General features: G+C 72.4%; 16 protein-coding genes. 6 read left to right on the top strand and 10 right to left on the bottom strand.

The window, feature by feature from the left end; all coding sequences use genetic code 11:
• Positions 1 to 801 precede the first annotated feature (801 nt).
• The gene (locus WMF27_RS38515; protein ID WP_437763919.1) at positions 802 to 1,497 is read left to right on the top strand and encodes a Kazal-type serine protease inhibitor domain-containing protein; all 696 of its coding nucleotides are present in this window, start codon (positions 802 to 804) and stop codon (positions 1,495 to 1,497) included.
• 64 nt (positions 1,498 to 1,561) lie between these two features.
• On the opposite strand, the gene WMF27_RS38520 is transcribed toward WMF27_RS38515, so the two are convergent.
• Positions 1,562 to 2,332 (bottom strand): hypothetical protein, encoded by a 771-nt coding sequence (locus tag WMF27_RS38520; RefSeq protein WP_437763918.1) that lies wholly within the window; start codon positions 2,330 to 2,332, stop codon positions 1,562 to 1,564.
• A 318-nt stretch (positions 2,333 to 2,650) separates the two neighbouring features.
• Between WMF27_RS38520 and WMF27_RS38525 the strand changes: the two genes are divergently transcribed.
• Positions 2,651 to 2,992, top strand: a complete 342-nt coding sequence (locus tag WMF27_RS38525) for a hypothetical protein (RefSeq protein ID WP_437763917.1) — start codon at positions 2,651 to 2,653, stop codon at positions 2,990 to 2,992.
• On the top strand, positions 2,989 to 3,627 hold the full coding sequence (locus tag WMF27_RS38530; RefSeq protein ID WP_437763916.1) for a hypothetical protein: 639 nt from the start codon (positions 2,989 to 2,991) through the stop codon (positions 3,625 to 3,627). Before WMF27_RS38525 ends, WMF27_RS38530 begins: the two co-directional genes overlap by 4 nt.
• Before the next feature lie 212 nt (positions 3,628 to 3,839).
• On the opposite strand, the gene WMF27_RS38535 is transcribed toward WMF27_RS38530, so the two are convergent.
• The 6 genes from WMF27_RS38535 to WMF27_RS38560 all read right to left on the bottom strand — a co-directional run bounded on the left by WMF27_RS38535 (position 3,840) and on the right by WMF27_RS38560 (position 12,234).
• Positions 3,840 to 4,757: a metallophosphoesterase gene (locus WMF27_RS38535; RefSeq protein WP_437763915.1), complete on the bottom strand. Its 918-nt coding sequence runs from the start codon at positions 4,755 to 4,757 to the stop codon at positions 3,840 to 3,842.
• A 311-nt stretch (positions 4,758 to 5,068) separates the two neighbouring features.
• Positions 5,069 to 6,172, bottom strand: coding sequence for an alpha-hydroxy acid oxidase (locus WMF27_RS38540; RefSeq protein WP_437763914.1), 1,104 nt, complete (start codon positions 6,170 to 6,172; stop codon positions 5,069 to 5,071).
• Positions 6,173 to 6,384: 212 nt separating this feature from the next.
• On the bottom strand, positions 6,385 to 7,428 hold the full coding sequence (locus WMF27_RS38545; protein WP_437763913.1) for an expansin EXLX1 family cellulose-binding protein: 1,044 nt from the start codon (positions 7,426 to 7,428) through the stop codon (positions 6,385 to 6,387).
• 57 nt (positions 7,429 to 7,485) lie between these two features.
• Positions 7,486 to 8,850 (bottom strand): hypothetical protein, encoded by a 1,365-nt coding sequence (locus WMF27_RS38550; protein ID WP_437943417.1) that lies wholly within the window; start codon positions 8,848 to 8,850, stop codon positions 7,486 to 7,488.
• Between the two features lie 412 nt (positions 8,851 to 9,262).
• Complete coding sequence (locus tag WMF27_RS38555) at positions 9,263 to 10,690, bottom strand: hypothetical protein (protein ID WP_437763911.1); 1,428 nt, start codon at positions 10,688 to 10,690, stop codon at positions 9,263 to 9,265.
• A complete protein-coding gene (locus WMF27_RS38560) occupies positions 10,687 to 12,234 on the bottom strand; it encodes a YncE family protein (RefSeq protein ID WP_437763910.1) in 1,548 nt (515 codons plus the stop codon). Before WMF27_RS38560 ends, WMF27_RS38555 begins: the two co-directional genes overlap by 4 nt.
• A gap of 524 nt (positions 12,235 to 12,758) precedes the next feature.
• On the opposite strand from WMF27_RS38560, the gene WMF27_RS38565 reads away from it, so the two are divergent.
• Positions 12,759 to 13,667: a fibro-slime domain-containing protein gene (locus tag WMF27_RS38565; protein ID WP_437943418.1), complete on the top strand. Its 909-nt coding sequence runs from the start codon at positions 12,759 to 12,761 to the stop codon at positions 13,665 to 13,667.
• An 88-nt stretch (positions 13,668 to 13,755) separates the two neighbouring features.
• Here the strand turns inward: WMF27_RS38565 and WMF27_RS38570 are convergent, their stop codons facing one another.
• Both WMF27_RS38570 and WMF27_RS38575 read right to left on the bottom strand, forming a co-directional pair.
• Positions 13,756 to 13,998 carry a hypothetical protein gene (locus tag WMF27_RS38570; RefSeq protein ID WP_437763908.1) on the bottom strand — a complete coding sequence of 81 codons (243 nt, stop codon included), beginning with the start codon at positions 13,996 to 13,998 and terminating at the stop codon, positions 13,756 to 13,758.
• Between the two features lie 92 nt (positions 13,999 to 14,090).
• The gene (locus WMF27_RS38575; protein ID WP_437763907.1) at positions 14,091 to 14,423 is read right to left on the bottom strand and encodes a hypothetical protein; all 333 of its coding nucleotides are present in this window, start codon (positions 14,421 to 14,423) and stop codon (positions 14,091 to 14,093) included.
• A 130-nt stretch (positions 14,424 to 14,553) separates the two neighbouring features.
• Between WMF27_RS38575 and WMF27_RS38580 the strand changes: the two genes are divergently transcribed.
• Positions 14,554 to 15,681, top strand: coding sequence for a S8 family serine peptidase (locus WMF27_RS38580; protein WP_437763906.1), 1,128 nt, complete (start codon positions 14,554 to 14,556; stop codon positions 15,679 to 15,681).
• Between the two features lie 601 nt (positions 15,682 to 16,282).
• On the top strand, positions 16,283 to 16,660 hold the full coding sequence (locus WMF27_RS38585) for an RNA recognition motif domain-containing protein (protein ID WP_437763905.1): 378 nt from the start codon (positions 16,283 to 16,285) through the stop codon (positions 16,658 to 16,660).
• A 192-nt stretch (positions 16,661 to 16,852) separates the two neighbouring features.
• Here WMF27_RS38585 and eno read toward each other — a convergent pair whose 3' ends face one another.
• Positions 16,853 to 18,148, bottom strand: coding sequence for a phosphopyruvate hydratase (gene eno, locus WMF27_RS38590; RefSeq protein WP_437763904.1), 1,296 nt, complete (start codon positions 18,146 to 18,148; stop codon positions 16,853 to 16,855).
• Positions 18,149 to 18,363 lie beyond the last annotated feature (215 nt).

An 18,363-nucleotide genomic window follows, 5' to 3' on the forward strand; every position in this document is an offset into this window, starting at 1 on the left:
GTCACGAAAGCGCGCGCGGCGAGCGTGGTCTCCGGCGCTTCTCCGCGCCTCACCCGTGGTCACCCGTGGTCACCCGTGGTCGCCCGCGCTTCCGCCCGCTCCCCGCACGTCTTCCCGCTTCCTCTCGTCCACCACCCCGCGCGTAGCTGCCTCGACGCCCCTCCACCCCGCGGCGCGTCCGAGCTGCTTATGTCAACATCACAATCATCGCTGCCCGAGGGCGGTCACCGGCACAGCGCCCCTCCCGCCGTCCACGTAGCAAACTGCCCCGTTTCGGGGGATGGGCTCCCACAGTCCGCACCCCCGTGTGGCGGAACGCCGCATCGCCGTGTGTGAGATAGAAACAGGGAGCGCGCGGTCCTCTCGGCGCCCGACCCGCCCCGACCTGGCGATCGCCCGCTCCCCGCTGCCGCGACGTCGCGAAGCTCCGCGGCGGGCGGCCTCATCTCTTCTCCAAGGGAACACCGATTGCAGACGGCAACAAACGACAAGCGGGGGATGACAGACGGCAGGCGCTCACCGGCAATCGACGCTCAATGAACGACAAACGGCAAACGCGGAAAGCAAGCAAACATCGAGTCGATGAGCGCAGGCACCGTGGGGCGTGAAGGAGAGCGAGCGTCAAGGCGCTGGAGTCCTGACATGCCGACGCACTGTCGCCCCAGGTCGAGCCAGGGCTCGACGGGTTGGAGGACACGGCGACATCGCACAGCGACGCGTTACCCAGCTCGCGCGCGATGCGCATGGCCGAGGAGACGCCCGGAGCGCTGGGCCGCTTCCTCACGAGGAGTTTTCACGATCATGAAGATGACACATGTTCTGGGTGCAGTGTTCGCTGCGACGCTCGCCGCCTGCACGGCGGCATCCGATGACGCCGAGGTCGCGGATGCGGAGGAGACCGGGGCCGCCGAGGGCGCGCTCGCGACGAGCGACGTGGCGGCAGCACCTGCGTATTTGGATCACGAGAACCGCTTCCCCCTCGCGCGGCCCGGCGGCATGTGCGGGGGCATCGCCGGCATCCGCTGCGCGGCGGGCCTATATTGCGACTTCGCCCCCGTGGCGAACTGCGGCGCGTACGACCGGAGCGGCACGTGCGAGATCATGCCCGCCGCGTGCCCGCAGGGCTTCGATCCGGTGTGCGGCTGCGATGGCCGCACGTACAGCAACGGCTGCGTCGCGGCCACGGCCGGCGTCTCGGTGAGGAGCGCGGGGGAGTGCGGCCCCACGATCGTGGGGGTCGGCGAGAGCTGCGGCGGCTTCACCCTCGGCGGGCCGCGCGTGTGCGGCGAGGGGCTCTACTGCAAGTACGCGCCCTCCGCGATCTGCGGGCGCGCGGACGCGTCCGGCACCTGCGCGGAGAAGCCCGAAGTTTGCACGAAGGAGCTCGCGCCCGTGTGCGGCTGTGACGGCCAGACGTACGCCAACGCGTGCACGGCGGCCGTGAGCGGCACCTCCGTCGACGCGCGGGGCGCGTGCGCGGACGGGCCGATCGAGTGAGCGAGATCGCCGCCCCGCTCCGCGGCGGCTCGGGCGCGAGCAGCGCGGGCGGCGCGGCGCGCGTTCACGGCTGCTTCTCGACGGACTGCACGTCGAGCTGGATGAACTGACCGACGTACGGCTCGGGCGCCGGGGGGACGCCTTCCACGACCAGATGCTTGAAGTTGGCGATGCTGATGTGATTCGGATCCTCGCCCTTGAAGGACACCTTGGATCCGCCCCGGATCGGAATGGTCTTCGTGTGGTCGATCTTGAACGTGTCGTGCCCGACGGTGGGGCTATCGTTGAGCCAGTAGACCTCGGCCGGGTCGGAGACAGAGATGCTGTAGCGGTTGTACGTCCCGTTGTCGGGTGTGCCGCCCACGCGGAAGTGCATGCCGTCGGGCGTGCCGCCCTTGTAGGTCTCCGGCTCGACGACGCCGCGGAGCCGGACGGTCACCAGATAGACCGTGTCGGGCGAGCCGCCGAACGTCTTGGTCTCGTCGACCAGCGCCGAACACGCACACTCGTCGCTGTTGCCCGGGTCCTGGTCGCACGGCATCTCCCAGCGGAAGCCGTCGATGCTGTCGGCCGCGGCGAGCAGGTTTTCTTCTTCGCCACCGCTGCCGCCGGCCCCGCCGCTGGCGTCGGCCCCGCCGCTGCCGCCGGCCCCGCCGCTGCTGCTGGAGCTCGCGCTGCTGGAGGCGCTCGTGCTGGCGGCCGTCGAGGCTCCCCCGCCCGACCCCGAAGCGCTCGTCGTGCTGGCGCTGGCCTGGTCGTCCGCAGGCGGGTCGGAATCGGAGCCGCAGGCGAGAAGGACCATCATCGCAGGGACCACGATCAAAGAGATTCTCATTTTACACCAGTCCGGCGAGGGCGCCGGCAGTTGAGGCTAGGGACGCGAAACGCCGTTGATATCACGGCTCGTTCGCGTGGCCATGTCAGGTTCGTGAGCGGCCCGGTGCACCACCGGACGAAGCCAAAGGAGGACGTGCGGCAGATAATGTGAACGTTCACATGACGGGCGTCAATGCGAATCGACCGACCCGCTGGGTTCCTCGAGCGTGCGGGGGGGCGAGATCGAGGACATGGGCCTGCGCTCGCGGTAGGATGCCATGGCGCCCGGGGCGCCGCGCTCCGCCACGCCGCCTTCACGCTTGCAGCGAGGTTGAACGTGAGATCCTGGATCTCTACCCGTCGAATCCTGTGCGTCATCCTGCTCGCGCCGCTCGCCCTCGGGATGGGCATCAGCGAGCAGGAGTTCCTGTGCGAAAACGCGGCTGCGCATCTCGAGGCGTGCTGTCCGTCGTTCGCCGCGACTCCCGCGCTCTGTCGGCAGAACATCAGCTGTAGCGGGAACGAGGAGCTGTGGCTCACGGTCGACGAGAGCCGGTGCATCCAGGACAGGGAGTGCGGCGACCTCGTCGCGAGCCACGTCTGCGAGCAGGCGGCCGCGCGCATGAAGCTCGCCGAGGGGGGGAGCACAGGCGTCGCGCGCCCGTTGGTGTGTCGATGAGGCGACGTATCCGCTCGTCGCGGCTGCGATGGGGCGGCGCGGCCGCGCTCTCCGGGCTCCTCGCCCCCGCCCTCGCCAGCGCGCAGGAGCCGCAGCCTCCTCCGGGGCCGCCCGCTCTGGCGCCCCTCCCCTCGCCGCCGCCCGCGACCGCACAGGCGCCGTCGACCTCGCCGCCCGCACCCGAGGGCCCGGCGGGGTGGAAGCGCGGCTTCGGCGTCAAGCTCCACGCCGGGGGCGCGTGGCAAAGCTTCTATTCCCTCGCCATCTATGGAGCGAGCTTCGGCGCCGCCGCCGGGGGCACGCTCGAGCACGTCGCGCTCTGGGGAGGGTTCGAGGGCTTCGTCGGCGTCACCGAGTCCGGCCTCCCCGCGCGCATGATCCGCCCGAGCTTCGCGGTGGAGACCCACCTCGGCGATTTCCGGCTCGGCGGAGGCGCCGACCTGCTCCTGCTCGCGGTGACCCGCGCGACGTCAACGTCGTCCATGACCTCCACGGCCTTCGGGTTCAGCGGGCACCTGAGCTACGACCTCGTCACCCTCGATCAGCACGCGATCTACCTCGAGGCTCGGATGAACGTCGATCTCGCCTCGGCGATCCTCTGGGGGCCCTCGGGAGCCCTGGGCTTTCGCTATTAGCGCTACCCACCAGGGATCCGGCCAGGGATGCGGGACAGAGCGCTCGCAAGGAGCTCTGAGCCGCAACCAGGGGTAGTGGTCAAATTTGAACATGAAGGCGGGAAGGCGGGAAGAAAACCTCAATGATCTTCCCGCCTTCCCGCCTTCATGTGGACTCTCTCTGGGTAAAGTTGACCACTACCCAACCAGGGACGGCCTTTGGCGCCGCGGCGCTACGCCTCTCCGCCGCCGGCGCTCCCCTCGCCGTGCCGGTGCACCCGCGTCCGCCGCTCCCGGTTCCTCGCCACCTTCGCCGCGCGGCTCGCCATGAGCTCCGGCGACGGCTTGCGCCCGAGGTGCGGCACCTGCTCCGCGTGGTGCTCGTCGAACGACCCCGGCTCGCTGCCGAGCTCGAAGATCGCGACCTCCCGCTGGCCCCGCTCGCCGAGGCGCAACGGCATCACCGCCGCGCCGATCCCCGCCCCGACGTAGACCGCCCCCTGGCCAGGCTCCCCCCGCTTGCGCGTGCCGTAGAGCCCGTGAATGTACCGGTGCCCCGCGATCTTGCCGATCGAGAGCTCGTTCAGCCGCGCGACCGTCACCTGGCCCGCGTGCGTGTGGCCCGACAGCACCAGCGGGATGCCATGGCGCCAGAGCCCGTCCGCCTCCTCCGCGATGTGCGAGAGGCCCAGCGTCGGCAGGTCGCGCCGCACCCCCTTCACCGCCTTCTCGAGCGACGCGTGGCCCGTATACGCGTCGTCGAGCCCCACCACCTGGAGCCGCTCATGGCCCAGCGTGACCACCGTGCTCGCGTTGCAGAGCACCGCGGCGCCGCCCCGCTCGAGCGCGCGCTTCACCGCGTCGGCGCCCGACCAGTGATCGTGATTCCCCAGCACGGCGATCACCGGCGCCTCGAAGCCGCGCACCACCTCTTCCAGCTGATCGAGGTAGAGCTGGCTGTGGCACACGAAATCGCCCGTGAGCACGACGAGGTCGGGCCGCTGCAGGTTCGTCAGCGCGACGGCCGCGCGCTGCACCCGCACCGACGTCACGCGACCGACATGCTGATCCGTCAGGTGGGCAATCCGGAGCGACGACACCTGCTCGAGGTAGGCCGCCGGCCCCGCGAAACGCCGGAGCCGAATCCCCATGGCCGGGTCCGCTCCCTCGGGCGCCGGCATCCCCCCGGAGGCGCCAGCGCCTCGCGTGAAGAGCCTCCGCCACCGGTCCCTCGCAGGTACTACGCTGCTCACGATGGCCGAGTGTACGGGTGAGGTTGAGTGGCCGCCACCTTTTCTTTCGTCGAAGACGCCTTGGCACCTCGATGCAGCGGAGCGCAGCAATGGATCGACGTGCGCACGTGCGCACGTGCGCGTCGCGATCGGTCGCCGTCCGCCGCCTGGCCGCACGCGGGACAGCGCCGATCTTGGAAAACTCCGCGCTCGTGAGACTCAGGAATCCATCATCGCGCCTGAGCTCGTCGGATCAGGTCGCGATCGATGGATGCCAGGGTAGGACAGCCGGCGAGCGCCATGGCGATCGAGAGCTCATCGCGCAACCCCGCGAGCACGCGCGCGACGCCCTCGCCGCCGAGCGCGGCGAGCCCCCACAGGACTGGGCGTCCGACCAGCACCGCGCGGGCGCCGAGCGCGATCGCCTTCAGCACGTCGGTACCCCACCGGATACCGCCGTCCATCAGCACCAGGCACCGCCCGGCGACCGCGTCGGCGATCGCCGGGAGGGCCTCGATCGTCGCGGGGGCGCCGTCGAGCTGCCGCGCGCCGTGGTTGGAGACGACGACGCCGGCGGCGCCCGCGTCGAGCGCGCGGACCGCGTCGTCCGGCCTGACGATGCCCTTGAGCAGGAGTGGGAGCTTCGTGAGCGAGGCGAGCCACCCGACGTCGCGCCACGTCAGCGAGGCGTCATGTCGGGAGGCGACGTAGGACGCGAGCAGAGAGCCCCGCTCCTCGGCCGGGGCGGCCGCGGCGACATCGACGAGGTTCGCCATCACGAGCCCCTCGGGCAGCGCGAAGCCGTTGCGCACGTCCGCTATCCGGCGGCCGAGGACCGGTGTGTCGACGGTCAGCATCAGCGCCCGGTAGCCGGAGGACTCGGCCCGCTCGACGAGGGCGCGCGTGAGGCCCCGATCCTTGTGGACGTAGAGCTGGAACCACTTCGGCCCTGGAGACGCGCCCGCCACCGCCTCGAGGCTCGTCGTCGAGAGGGTGGAGAGCGTGAAGATGGTGCCGAGCTCGGAGGCTGCCCGCGAGGAGGCGATCTCGCCGTCGGGGTGCGCGAGGCGCTGATAGGCCGTCGGCGCCACGAGGATGGGGAACGGCACCCTCGTGCCGAGCACGGTCGTGCTCATGTCGCGCTGGGCCACGTCGACGAGGACGCGGTAATGGATCTCGAGGCGGCGGAAGGCGCGCCGGTTCTCGCGGAGCGTGCGGCCCTCGTCGGCGCCTGATCGGTAGTAGTCATAGGCCATCTTCGACAGCCGGGCGCGCGCTGCGCGCTCGAAGTCGTCGACGGTGAGCGGCGACGGGCCGGGGCGAGGGTCTTGCACGGTGTTCTCCTGGAGATCCCGGCGGCGCGTCGCGACCGCAGGGAGCGGCCATCCTACCAGCTGGCGCCGCGACCAGCCGGCTGGCGAGCGCGCTTCCCCGCAGCCCGGCGCGGCCGCGGCGCCCGTGGGAGCTCGGCCACGCCGCGCGAGCGGCGCGTCCACCACCGGGCCTCCGGGCGGCCGCCCTCGAGCAGGCGGCGCAGGCCTCGGTCTCAGTCGCAGGCGGCGAACTGCCCGCTCGCGGGCTGGTTTCCGGCCTTGAGGTCGAGCATCGCTTCCACGGTGGAACCGTTGATGTCGGTGGCGCGGACGTGATAGGGCGCATTCCCCATGTTCCCGTCGCCGACGACGAAATAGTTGTACGACTGCCGCGTGGCCGTCTGCCACGTGCCGTTGATCTCCACCTCCAGCTTCTCGATCGGGTGCGCGTGCCCCTCGACGAGGATCTCGTTCCAGTACTTGTTGCTCGCGTCCTTGAGGCGGAAGGAGACGGCGCTCGTCGTCGGACAGGGGATGTACCGCCAGGAGATCTTCCCCGCCGCGCCGCCGTGGGTGGTCCCCAGATACCCTTCTCGCTCTTCGCCGATCTTGAGAAAGGCGCTCTTGCTGAGATCGATGTGGCCCGCCGTGCACTTCGGGTTCGTGGCGATCGGGCACTGGTCCACGACCATGGCCTGCACCTTGCGCCCGTCGTCCCGGGAGACCTCGACGCACGCGCCGCACATCGCCGCCGCGTCGTAGTCGGTGGTGTTCATGGCGGCGAAGTACTGGCCTCCGCCGAACGGGACGTGCCCGACGACGTCCGGGTTGCGCCCGACGATCGGGTAGCTGCAGTTCACCTCGGTCGAGCCCATGTCGAGCGTGTAGAAGGTGATGGAGCCGTTCGCGTACTCCGCGGGGTAGTCGCAGCTCACCGGCTCGCTGCCCGTTCCCGTCGAGGTGGTCGCGCCGGTGCTCGTGGCGCTGGGATCGCCGCCGCCGCCGCTCGTCGAGGAGGTGGAGCCGGCCGTCGTGGAGCTGCCCGGACCAGCGCCCGCGCCCGTCGTGACGCCGTCCCCGCCCCCCGCGCCAGCGCCAGCGCCTGTGCCGGCGCTGGCGCCGACCGCGCCCGCGCCCCCCGGCCCGCCGGCGGCGGACGAGGCGCTCTCCGCGCTGCCGGCGTCACCGCCGCCGCCGTCGCTGCAGCCAGCGACGCCGAGCGCGATCAGCGACACGAGCGGCCATGAAATGCCCCTGGCCATAGAACCTAGCTTCATCTCGACTCCTTAAGATTTACGATAGGGATGGATTCGCGAATCCACGCGGTTGGCTTATCACGGCCCCGCGGCGCGCTGCTCGATGAAGGTGCCGGCCGCGTTCGTGTACGCGATCCACAGCGAGCCGCCGCGATCCGCCTCGATCGCCACGTGCTTGAACGACTTGCCCTCCACCGCGACGCAGCGCGCGTGAAACCGCCCTTCGCCGTCGAGCTGCCCGAGCTCGAGCGCTTGGCGCGCCCCGGGCTCGCGCGAGACGGGCCGGACCCGGGCCACGTGGATCGGCGAGACGCCCTGCGTTGCCGCGATCGGCGCGGGGCTGAGCCCGTTCGGGTAGAGCGACCAGACCGCGGGCATGTCGTCGCGCGGCGCCTCGTCGACGCGGATCGCCGCCATGCCGAACGCCGAGATGTCCTTCGCCGCCGGCAGGAGCACGTACGCAGGCCCGGCGGCGCCGATGGCGAGCGCGCCGCCCATCCGCGATTCCCCCGCGTCGCCGACGAAGACGACCGCGTCAGGGCCGAGCTCGAGCTTGCCTTCCGCCGTGAGCCCCAGCGTGCGGGCGTGCACCGGCGTCAGCGCCGACCGCGCGTCGATGTACATCGCGAGCGCGCCTGCCTTCCAGGGCGACAGCGCGACGAAGGTGGCGCCGCTGCCCTCCTCGGAGAGCGGCACGGCGGCCCCGTCGTCGAGCACCGCGAAGGCCTGCGTCACGGCGCCCTCGGTCGTCTTCCGATCCGAGAGGAAGGCGAGCAGCGTGTGCCCTCCGGGCAGCGCGACGGCGGAGATCCCCGTGCCGCGGCGCCCGGCGCCGATGGGCGGCCCTTCGCCGCCGCCGAGCGGGGTCCTCCGGATCGTGCCGCCGTGATCCATGCAGTACACGAACCGGGAGGCCACCGCGCACGCCGGCCACGAGGCGCGCGCTGGATCGCCGCCGCCATCTCCGGCGTCGGGCGCGTCGGGCGCGGCCTCCGCGGGCGGAGAGCTCGGCGCGGTGAGCCCGCCGAACGACGGCGCGACGTGCTGCGCCACGCCGTCGCGGTTGAAGATCACCCGGAAGTCGGCGCGCTCCGACGCGTCGGGAGACCACAGCAGCGCCGGCCCCTGGAGCGAGAGCGAGAGCGGCCCTCGGCGCAGCGCGCAGCCTGCGCCCGCTGGTGCCGCTGCCGCGTCCGGTACGGCGCCGTCCGGTGCTGCCGCATCGACCGCAGCTGCGTCCGTTGCCGCTGCGTCCGCCACCCCCGCGTCCAGCGACGGCGCGCTCGGAGCGCTGGCCGCGCTCGCGGTGGGCGCAACGGAGGGCGCCGGCGTTGCAGCACCCGCGTCGGGCGCCGGCCCGGCGCCAGGTGTACCCGAGCCGCCACGGCAGGCGGCGAGCGCCGCCAACACGAGCACGCGCGCGCGCAGCGGGGGATAGCTCACCACCGCAGCCCGACTCCGGGCAGGGCCTGGATGTTCCCCAGCCGCATGCGGACGCTATCGGGCGAACTGCGTGTAGCGTCAACCCGGGAAGCATCGCCGGAACCGTGAACGGGGGAGGTGTCCTATCTCGGCCTTCGTCGAGGCCTGGTTCGTCGAATTCCTGAACGCACCGAATTGAATCTGCAGAATCTTGTGCTCTGACGCCTTCATCGGATCATCGAGCCCCATCGCGAACGCGACGCCGGGGCGCAACCACATCTTCTCTCCCAGCTTGGATGGCGCGTGTTCGACACCTCTGTTCGCGGGAGGTGTCGTCACCTGCGCGCCGCGGAACCTCGGAGAACCACGCAGGCCATCCAGGGGCCCCGCGGGCGCGCTCCGCGCGGAGCGCCGCCCCGGCGCCGCGGCCGGGCTACTGCTGCTCGAGCACCGTGATCGACCGGTCCCAGTACGAAGCGACCACCGCCCGCGCGCCGTCCTTCGAGACCGCCACGGCGCACGCGCCCTTGCCCGTGGGCAGCGACGCCACGACCCGCGGCGGGTCGCCCGCGATGACCGCGACGCCGCTGCCGACCGGCGGCCACTGGGTCCCGCCGAGCGCCACGAAGAGCGTCTTCCGGTCGGGCGACGTCACGCCCGTCCGCGGCACCCCGCGGAGCGGGAGCGTGCTCTTCACCTCCATCGTCGACAGGTCGATGACGCTCGCGGTCCGCGCCTCGGCGTTGAGCGTGATGCCGTAGCGGTCCTCATCGAGCAAGAAGCCCGCGGTCGGGCCGACGCCGACGCGCGCCTTCCTCGTCTCGGTCACCCCGGCGACGCTCAGCAGGATCGCCGTGTTGGACAGCCGATCCGGGAAGAACACGGCGCCGCCATCCCTCGTGATGTCGCCCTCGCGCGGCTCGCGCCCGACCGCGATGCTCCGCCGGGTCGCGCCGAACGGCGACTCGCTCGGGTCGAACAGGTCGATCCACGCGCCCGCCGGCCGGCCCCCGTGCGTCAGCGCGCCGAGCGCCGCGATGTAGGGGCGCCCCTCGGCCTGCACGAGGAACAGCTGCCCCGTGGCGTGCGGGAGCGTGATGTTCGCGAGCCGCACCCCCGTCGGCAGCTCGAACTTCGTCACGCGCTTCGTGTCCGTCGTCGCCGCGACCACCGTCCTGCCGTCCGGCAGCGCCACGATGTCGCCCGGCGTCCGGCCGACGTCGAGCAGGACCGGATCGCGATCCCACGCGGTCGTGTCCATCACCGGGATCCGCGCGGCGTCCACGTGCCGCAGCACCGCGACGTAGCGGTCGAACAGGAGCCGGATGTGGTCGCCCTGCGCCGGCATCGACGCCTTGTGGATGAGCTCGCCGCTCTGGAGCTTGTACTCGCGCAGCGAGGCGTCGTCGCCGCTGACGTAGATCGACGCGCCGCTCGGGTTGAAGACCACGTCGAGCGGGTGCACGTCCCCGATCCGGAACTCGCGGGCGCGCCAGCGGCCCTTCGGCTCCGCCGGGGGCGGCGCGGGCTCGACGGGGTCGGGGCCGAACGCGGCGGGGTCCGGCGCGTCGTCCGCCGTGTCGCGCGCGGCGCGCGAGGCGGCGCCCTCCGGCGCGAGCGCGGTCAGCGGCGGCGCCTCGCCGACGGGCGACTTCAGGCTGGTCAGGGTGGCGATGATCACGGCCGCGACGCCGCTCGCCACGGTCACCGCGGCCCGCGCCAGGCGCGGCTCGCGGCCGGAGAGCGACCCCACGGAGCCGCGGTGGCGCTCGCCGAGCCACCCCTTGCAGGCGCGGCACTTGCGCGCCCCCTCGACGATCCGCGCGCCGCAGCTCGGGCACGGGACGCGACGCTCGCTCATTGCAGCACCCACGCGACCTTGGCGCGATCGCCGAGCGCGAGCGCCGAGCCGCCGTCCGGGGCGAGCCGCACCCGCGTCGGCTCGCCGCCGAGCGGGTGGACCTTCGCCGCGTAGCTCTTCAGATCGACAAGGGCCACCGAGCCCGCCCCGTCGCCGCTCAGCGCGACGACCGCCTGCGCCCCGTCCGGAGCGACGGCCATGTCGAGCGCGCGGCCGGGGAACGTGACGGCGCGGAGCAGCTCGCGCTTCGACAGATCGAAGACCTGGATCGCCCGCCCCTCGTTGCACCGCACGATCGCGCGCCGGTCGCTCCGGACGAGCGCGATCTGCTCCGGCTCCCGGCACGTCGTGATGCGCGCCTCCTGCCGGACCGCGCCCGACGGGAGCCAGGTGAGCGGCACCAGGGTGTTCTCGGCCCGGAGGGCCACGAAGCCCGCCGAGCCGTCGGGGATCATGAGCGCGCTGGCCGGGTTGCCCACCATCGAGGTGCGCACGCGATCCTGCTCCGAGCCGAGCCGGCTCGGGTCGAACGGGTAGGCGACGCCGCCCGACGGCTCGCGCTGGCCGGGCAGCGGGAGCTGGCCCGTCGTCGTGATCGCCCGGCTGCCGCTGTCGTCCACGGCCACGGGGCCCACGGCGTCGTCGCCGAACTGGATGCGCTCGATCTCGGCGTGGTACTCGGTCGCGAGGATCGCCACCGCGTGCGCCGCCGGCAGCGAGGCGAGCGCGCGCCGGCCCGAGGCGCCGACCTGGATGTCCCCCACCGCCTCGCCGAGCTCGATCGTCTTGAGCAGCCGCGTCGTGGCGGCGTCGATCACGTAGATGCGCGAGGGCGCGGTCGCATAGACGACATCGCCCACGCGGTGCAGGCGCCGGACGTGCGGCGCCTCGGACACGAGGCTCAGCGCCTCGCCGGTCCGGGCGCTGCGCACCTCCAGGCCGGCGGACAGCGCGACCACGAAGCGGTCGCGGTCGAGCGGGAGCGCGTCGAGCGCGTCCTTGGGGAGCGAGAAGGGGCCGGCGATCGAGGGCGCGTGCGCGCCGGCCAGGTGGCCGACGTCGTTCGGGCGCTGCCAGACGCAGCGGCCGAGCTGGCACGACTCGCCGCTCCAGCACGGCGTCCCGCACACCGGGGCCGGGGGAGCGACCGGCGACGCGGCCCGGGACGGCGCGAACCGGTGGGGCGCCAGGTAGCGGAGCGCGCCGCCGGTGCTGATGAGCCCCAGGATCGCGCCGATCGTGACGAGCGGGCGCCAGTGGAGGGCGAGCCAGCTCGCGTCGCTGGGGGCATCGGGGATCGAAGGCGCCGCCGCCTTCCGCCTGGGCACGTCCGCCGGCTCCCCGCACTCGGGGCAGAGGGCGACCCCGGCGGCAATGCGCTCGAGGCAGACAGGACAGGTCGCCACGCCGGCGCCGGTCGATCGCCGGGGCGGCGGCTCCGCCCACGGGACGGGCACCGGGCTCGCCTCGGCGGCGTGGCAAGCCTCCCGCGCCTCAGCGGCGCTGGAGCCGGGCTCGGTATCGCTCCGCGTCTCGTGGTCCACCGCGTACCTGCGTCTCTTCCGTGTCCGTGACGAGCGGCCCTCGCGTAACCCGAGCGTGCCCGGAAGTCGAGCCCCTCGTGCCGGCGCGGCCGCTCCGGCGACGTGGCCCAAGCCATGAGCGGCCCGCGCCGTGGACGAAACGACGTGGCGGGAGATCGCGCCGCCACGAGAGGTGCCTCGCGCGGCAGGGCGAGGGTCGCCGGCGCAGCAGAGGGGAACATGGCTGTCGTCGTCAGCTCGGGAGTCGGCCGTTGGACGTCAAGCTCGGGAGTCGGCCGGCGGCCGCGAGGTGGCCGGAGCGTCGATATCACCGAATTGACGTGCTCCCCGCTCCCGGGGCGCTTGCGCGCCATGATTCGCCCGGCGAACACCACCAGAAGAAAATCCCAGCGCCATCAAAAGAATAGGCACATTTGCCGCGTGCAATTCGACCGGATAACGCGCCACGTCAGCACGCCGGGAGGACACCAGCATGCTAATTTACCGGCGGGGTCTTGGGACGGCATCTTAACACGAGGTTCGCGATGAAAAAGACGGCTGGGTGCGTGGCGGCGCTTGCGCTTATGGGCGTGCTGGGTGCGTGCAGCGCAGTGGACAATCAGGGGAACAGCAGCAGCGGAGGCGACGCGTCATCGCAGGGGCAGGGCGCAGGCGGGCCCGGCGGGACCACCGGCGGGACCACCGGCGGGCCCACCGGGACGGGCGGCTACGATGACAGCTTCGGCTCGGTCAATCCCAGCGTCGGCAGCAGCGGTGTCGGCGGGAACCCCGACGGGGACCAGGAGACCGGCAAGTCGTGCGACGGCAAGTTCACCGGCCGGGTGCGCGACTTCCAGGAGGCGCACCCCGACATGGAGCCGCAGGACGAGGGCAAGTGCGTCAACTGCGACGATCACATGATCGTCACGGACACCCTCGGAGAGGACCTGAAACCCGTCTATGCCGGCGGGGCCGAGGGCACCATGACCACGACCGGCAAGGAGAACTTCGACGTGTGGTTCCGCGACACCGAGGGCGTGAACATGCCGATGAACCTCACGCTGCAGTTCGAGGACCCCGAGGGCGACGGCGTGTGGACGTACAACAACCGGGAGTTCTTCCCGATCGACGAGGCGCTGTTCGGCAACGAGGGGCGGCGGCACAACTACCATTTCACCTTCGAGATGCACATGGGCTTCCAGTACAAGGGCGGCGAGCAGTTCACGTTCGCCGGCGACGACGACGTCTTCACGTACATCAACGGGAAGAAGGTGGTCGACCTCGGGGGCATCCACGTCGAGCAGACCGAAGTCGTCGACCTCGACGACCTGGGGCTCGAGATCGGGAAGACGTATCAGCTCGACTTCTTCTTCGCCGAGCGCCACGTGACCGACTCTCACTTCCGGATCGACACCTCGATCGAGTTCCTCAACTGCGGCATCCAGGTCAACTGACGCCGGCGACCGGCGAGGCCGCGCGCCTGGCCCTCCCGTAGCGCCTCGTCGGGGTGCCCCCTCCCTGCGCCGATCGCGCGCGCGATGATCAGTCAGCGCAGGCGAACTGCGGAGGATCACTCTCGAGCACCGCGCAGTCCGAACCGCACTCCTGGTAACAGTCCATGCAGTCGGCGTACGAGGCGGCCCGCGCCGGCGAGGTGGCCTCGCCGACGTGCTCGGCGCACACCTCCCTCGCCTTCTCCGCGTCGTAGCCGCCGCAGCCCGGCACGGCGCCCGCGAGCGCGACCAGCGAGAGCAGCGCCGCGCCAATCCCCAACCTTCGAGCCATCCAAGCCTCCCTTCGAGCCATCCAAGCCTCCCTTCGAGCCATCCAAGCCTATCCGAAGCGCCGCGGCGGGCGCGGCTTTCCGCCGCGCGCGCTCAGCCGCCCGCCGGCCTCGGCACCGTGACGAGCCCGTAGGTCCCCGCGCCGCTCACCTGGATCCACGCGCGCAGCACCTGGATCGGCCGCCCCGCCCGCGCCACGGCGGCCACCGCGTCGCCGAGGTCGCGCGCGCACGCGGCGTGCAGGTCGTCGGTCGTCTCGTGGTCCTCCGCGGAGCGGCGGATCCAGACCGCGGTCGACGGCATCGCCGCGCCGTCGTGCCTGTCCTGCCAGCGCCTGCCGACGAGGTGCGCGCGGAGGAGCTTCCTCGCTTCCGGGGGCGTGTCCGGGTGGAGCTCATACACCATCGTCGCGATGAACGACCTCATGCGCCCGAGCCTGCCGGAGCGCCGCGCGCCCGTCCAGGCGGCGCGCTGCGCGCGTCCGCCGGACGGGCGGGCGGGCTCGCGCGGAGTTCCTGAGGGCAGGGCGGCGGAACGGTGAAATAGTGTCCCGCCGATGCCTCCAAGCGACCTCGACCCCAGGCGCATCCTGCCCATCGCGGACCGGCTGCACGCGGACCCCGGCTACGCCGGCCGCGGCGTCACCATCGCCTTCCTCGACGCCGGCTTTTACGCCCACCCGGACCTCACCACGCCCCGGAACCGCGTCCTCGCCTACCACGACCTCTTCGCGCCCGAGGCGGGCCCCTCGGCGCTCGAGCACGGGGACGCCTCGTCGTGGCACGGCATGATGACCTCGGTGGTCGCCGCCGGGAACGGCGCGCTCTCCGACGGGCGCTTCCGCGGCCTCGCCTGGGAGGCGAACCTCGTGCTGGTCAAGGTCGGCTTCGCCCACCGCATCGTCCACGACGACATCCGGCGGGGCATCGAGTGGGTGATCGCGCACCGCGAGCAGCACGGAATCCGTGTGCTCAACATCTCCTGCGGGGGCGATTACGAGGAGTCGTACCTGACCGGGAGCCTGTCGCGCGCCGCCGACGACGCGACCCGGCACGGCATCGTGGTCGTGGCCGCCGCGGGCAACGCAGGGCACGACCCGGGGCACCGCGTCCTGCCGCCGGCCAGCGCGCCGAGCGTCATCGCCGTCGGGGGGCTCGACGACGGCGGCGCAGGAGAGCAGACGTGGAACTACCACTCTTCGTACGGCCTCACCCTCGACGGGCTGCAGAAGCCGGAGCTCATCGCGCCGGCGATCTGGCTGGCGGCGCCCATCCTGCCCGGGACGCCGACGGCGGCGCAGGCGCAGCTCCTCTCGCGGCTCGACCACGCCCGGGACGAGGAGCTGCCCGGGCTGCTCGTCGAGCACGCGTGCGTCGATCCGGACCTCGACGCCGTCGCCGGCCGCGAGCCGTACCTCGTGCGCCAGCTCGCGGCGGCCAAGCTGCGCGACCAGAAGGTGATCTCCGGCCATTACAAACACGTGGACGGGACGAGCTTCGCCGCGCCGATCGTGAGCAGCGTCGTGGCGCAGATGCTCGAGGCGAACCCGCGCCTCTCCCCGCAGCAGTGCCGGCGCATCCTGATGAAGACCGCGCGCGGCCTGCCCGGCATCGCGCCGGAGCGGCAGGGCTTCGGCGTCGTGCAGCCCCGCGCCGCGGTGGCCGCCGCGCGCGCCGCCGCGTGAGCTCGCCGACGTCCACGCGGCGACGAGGTCGCTGGCCCTCGAGCCGACCTGCGCCGTGACGTCGCGCTCGGCGCCGTCCCGGAAGCGGCCGATCGCCGCGAGCTGCGCGGCGGCGGGCTCGCCGTGGGCGAGCGCGACGGACCTCCAGGTCGAGCTCCGGACAGGCAGAGGGTACCGCGCCGGTCTGGCGGGCCGGCTCGCCGGGACTTCGAGCACGAACGGCGCGAGGAGGCCCGGAGCCCGTTCGTCCACATCGCACGGAGCATCGCGGCACGAGGCGCACGCCGTATCCAACGTGGGCGCGCGCCGTCGCCGCCGTCCGACGGTCCGACGCGCCGCGCGCGGCGGGGGTCAAGAACAGGCAGACGCGGCCAGCCTGGGGGAATACCTTGCGTACCCCGCCGCCGGCCGGTAGCTTCCGGAGCGCCTCAAGGCTCGTTCGTCCTCGACCTCAGATCCGGCCGCCTGCTGCAACGTGGTTGCCTCGTCCGAACGTGGGGTGACGGCCGGTCGTCGGGGAGTGTTTTCGCGTGCGGCCCGCGGCACGATCCGGGCCGTCCGCGAGGGAAGCGGGGATCGTGCAACGGGATTGGCGGCAGACATGAGCAAGCGGCTTTATGTGGGGAACCTGGCGTTCCATTCGACGGAAGACAGCCTGCGCACCGCGTTCGAAGGGGCCGGCGTCGAGGTGCTCTCGATTCAATTGATGACGGACAGGATGACCGGGCAGTCGCGCGGGTTCGGGTTCGTCGAGGTGAGCGATGCCCAGGCGCAGGCGGCCATCAACGCGCTGCACGGCAAGGACCTCGACGGCCGTACCCTGACGGTCAACGAGGCGCGCGAGCGCACCGGCGGCCCCGGCGGCGGGGGCGGCGGCGGCGGCGGCTTCCGCGGGGGTGGCGGCGGCGGCGGCGGCCGTGGAGGTGGCGGCGGGCGCGGCGGTGGCCGCGGCGGCGGCGGCGGGCGCGACCGCTGGTAGCGCTGCAAGGTCGACCCCGGCGGCGCGGTCAGCGCCGCGCGGGGCCTCTCGCCCGCTCGACCACGGATCCCGGGGCGCGGAGCGCAGGGGGATCTCCCAGGAAATAAAGCAAGGAACGCCAGCGCGAAGGCGCGGCGACCCGCGCAGGAGCCCGGCCATCGCTGGCCGGACTCCTGGCCGGGTAGAACGGAGCTAGCTGGCGCGCTTCGCCCCGGGGCGGCGGAACGGCGCGCGGCCGGCGAAGACCTGGCCGTCGCCGAGCGCGTAGGCGATCCGGAGCAGCTGGTTGTACTTCGCGACGCGATCCGAGCGGGACGCGGAGCCGGTCTTGATCTGGCCCGCGTTCGTCGCGACCGCGAGGTCGGCGATGAACGTGTCCTCGGTCTCGCCCGAGCGGTGCGAGATGATCGACCGGTAGCCGCCCTCGGCCGCCTGGCGGATGCACTCGAGCGTCTCGGTGACGGTGCCGATCTGGTTCAGCTTGATGAGGATGGCGTTGGCGAGGCCGTCCTCGATGCCCTTCGCGAGGCGCGCGGGGTTCGTCACGAAGAGGTCGTCGCCGACGAGCTGGACCTTCTTGCCGAGCCGCTCCGTGAGCAGGCGCCAGCCCTTCTCGTCGTTCTCGGCGACGCCATCCTCGATGGACACGATCGGGAACGCCTTGGCGAGCTCGTCGTAGATCGCGACGATCTCCTCGCGGGTCTTCGACTGCTTGTCGAAGGTGTACCGCTCGGTCTTCGCGTCGTAGAACTCGCTGAGCGCCGAGTCGAGCGCGACGCCGACGTCCTCGCCAGGGCGGTGGCCGGCGGCCTCGATGGCGCGCACGACGTACTCGAGCGCCGCCCGGTTCGACGGCAGGCGCGGGGCGAAGCCGCCCTCGTCGCCGACGGCCGTGATCATGCCGTCCTTCTTGAGCAGGCCCTTCAGGGTGTGGAAGATCTCGGTGCCCGTGCGCAGCGCCTCGGCGAACGACTCGGCGCCGTAGGGGACGATCATGAACTCCTGGATCTCGAGGCCGTTGTCGGCGTGCACGCCGCCGTTCAGGATGTTCATGAGCGGCGTCGGAAGGACGCGCGCCGCGGCGCCGCCGAGGTAGCGCCAGAGCGGCAGGTCGACCGTGTCCGCGGCGGCGCGGGCGGCGGCCATCGAGACGGCGAGGATGGCGTTGGCGCCGAGCTTCGACTTGTTGGGGGAGCCGTCGGCCTGGATGAGCACCTTGTCGAGCTCGGCCTGGTCGAGCGCATCCATCCCGAGGACGGCCGGACCGAGGACGGTCTCGATGTTCTTCACCGCGGTGAGCACGCCCTTGCCGAGGAAGCGCTTCTTGTCGCCGTCCCTGAGTTCGACGGCCTCGTGCTCGCCGGTCGACGCGCCGCTCGGCACGGCCGCGCGGCCCGTGCCGCTCAGCGTGGTGACCTCGGCCTCGACGGTGGGGTTGCCTCGCGAATCGATGATTTCGCGCGCGATGACGCTCTGGATCTCCGACATGACCTCTCCTCAAGGGGATCGCCTTCGCGCGACCCCGGCTGCTCTCGAAGGGGGCTCGAGAAGCGGCCGGAGCATAGGCACGGCCCCCCCCGGATGTCGACGCTCCGGTGCACCCGCGGCGCCCGGCGCGGGATCCGGCGCGCACCGCCCGCCGGGCCGTCGACCTACGCGCGGCGCGCAAGGTGGACGCGCGCCCGGGTCGACGGTCGGTGCGC

This window comes from Sorangium sp. So ce281, from assembly GCF_051527395.1.
GTDB classification, from domain to species: Bacteria; Myxococcota_A; Polyangia; order Polyangiales; family Polyangiaceae; genus Sorangium; species Sorangium cellulosum_B.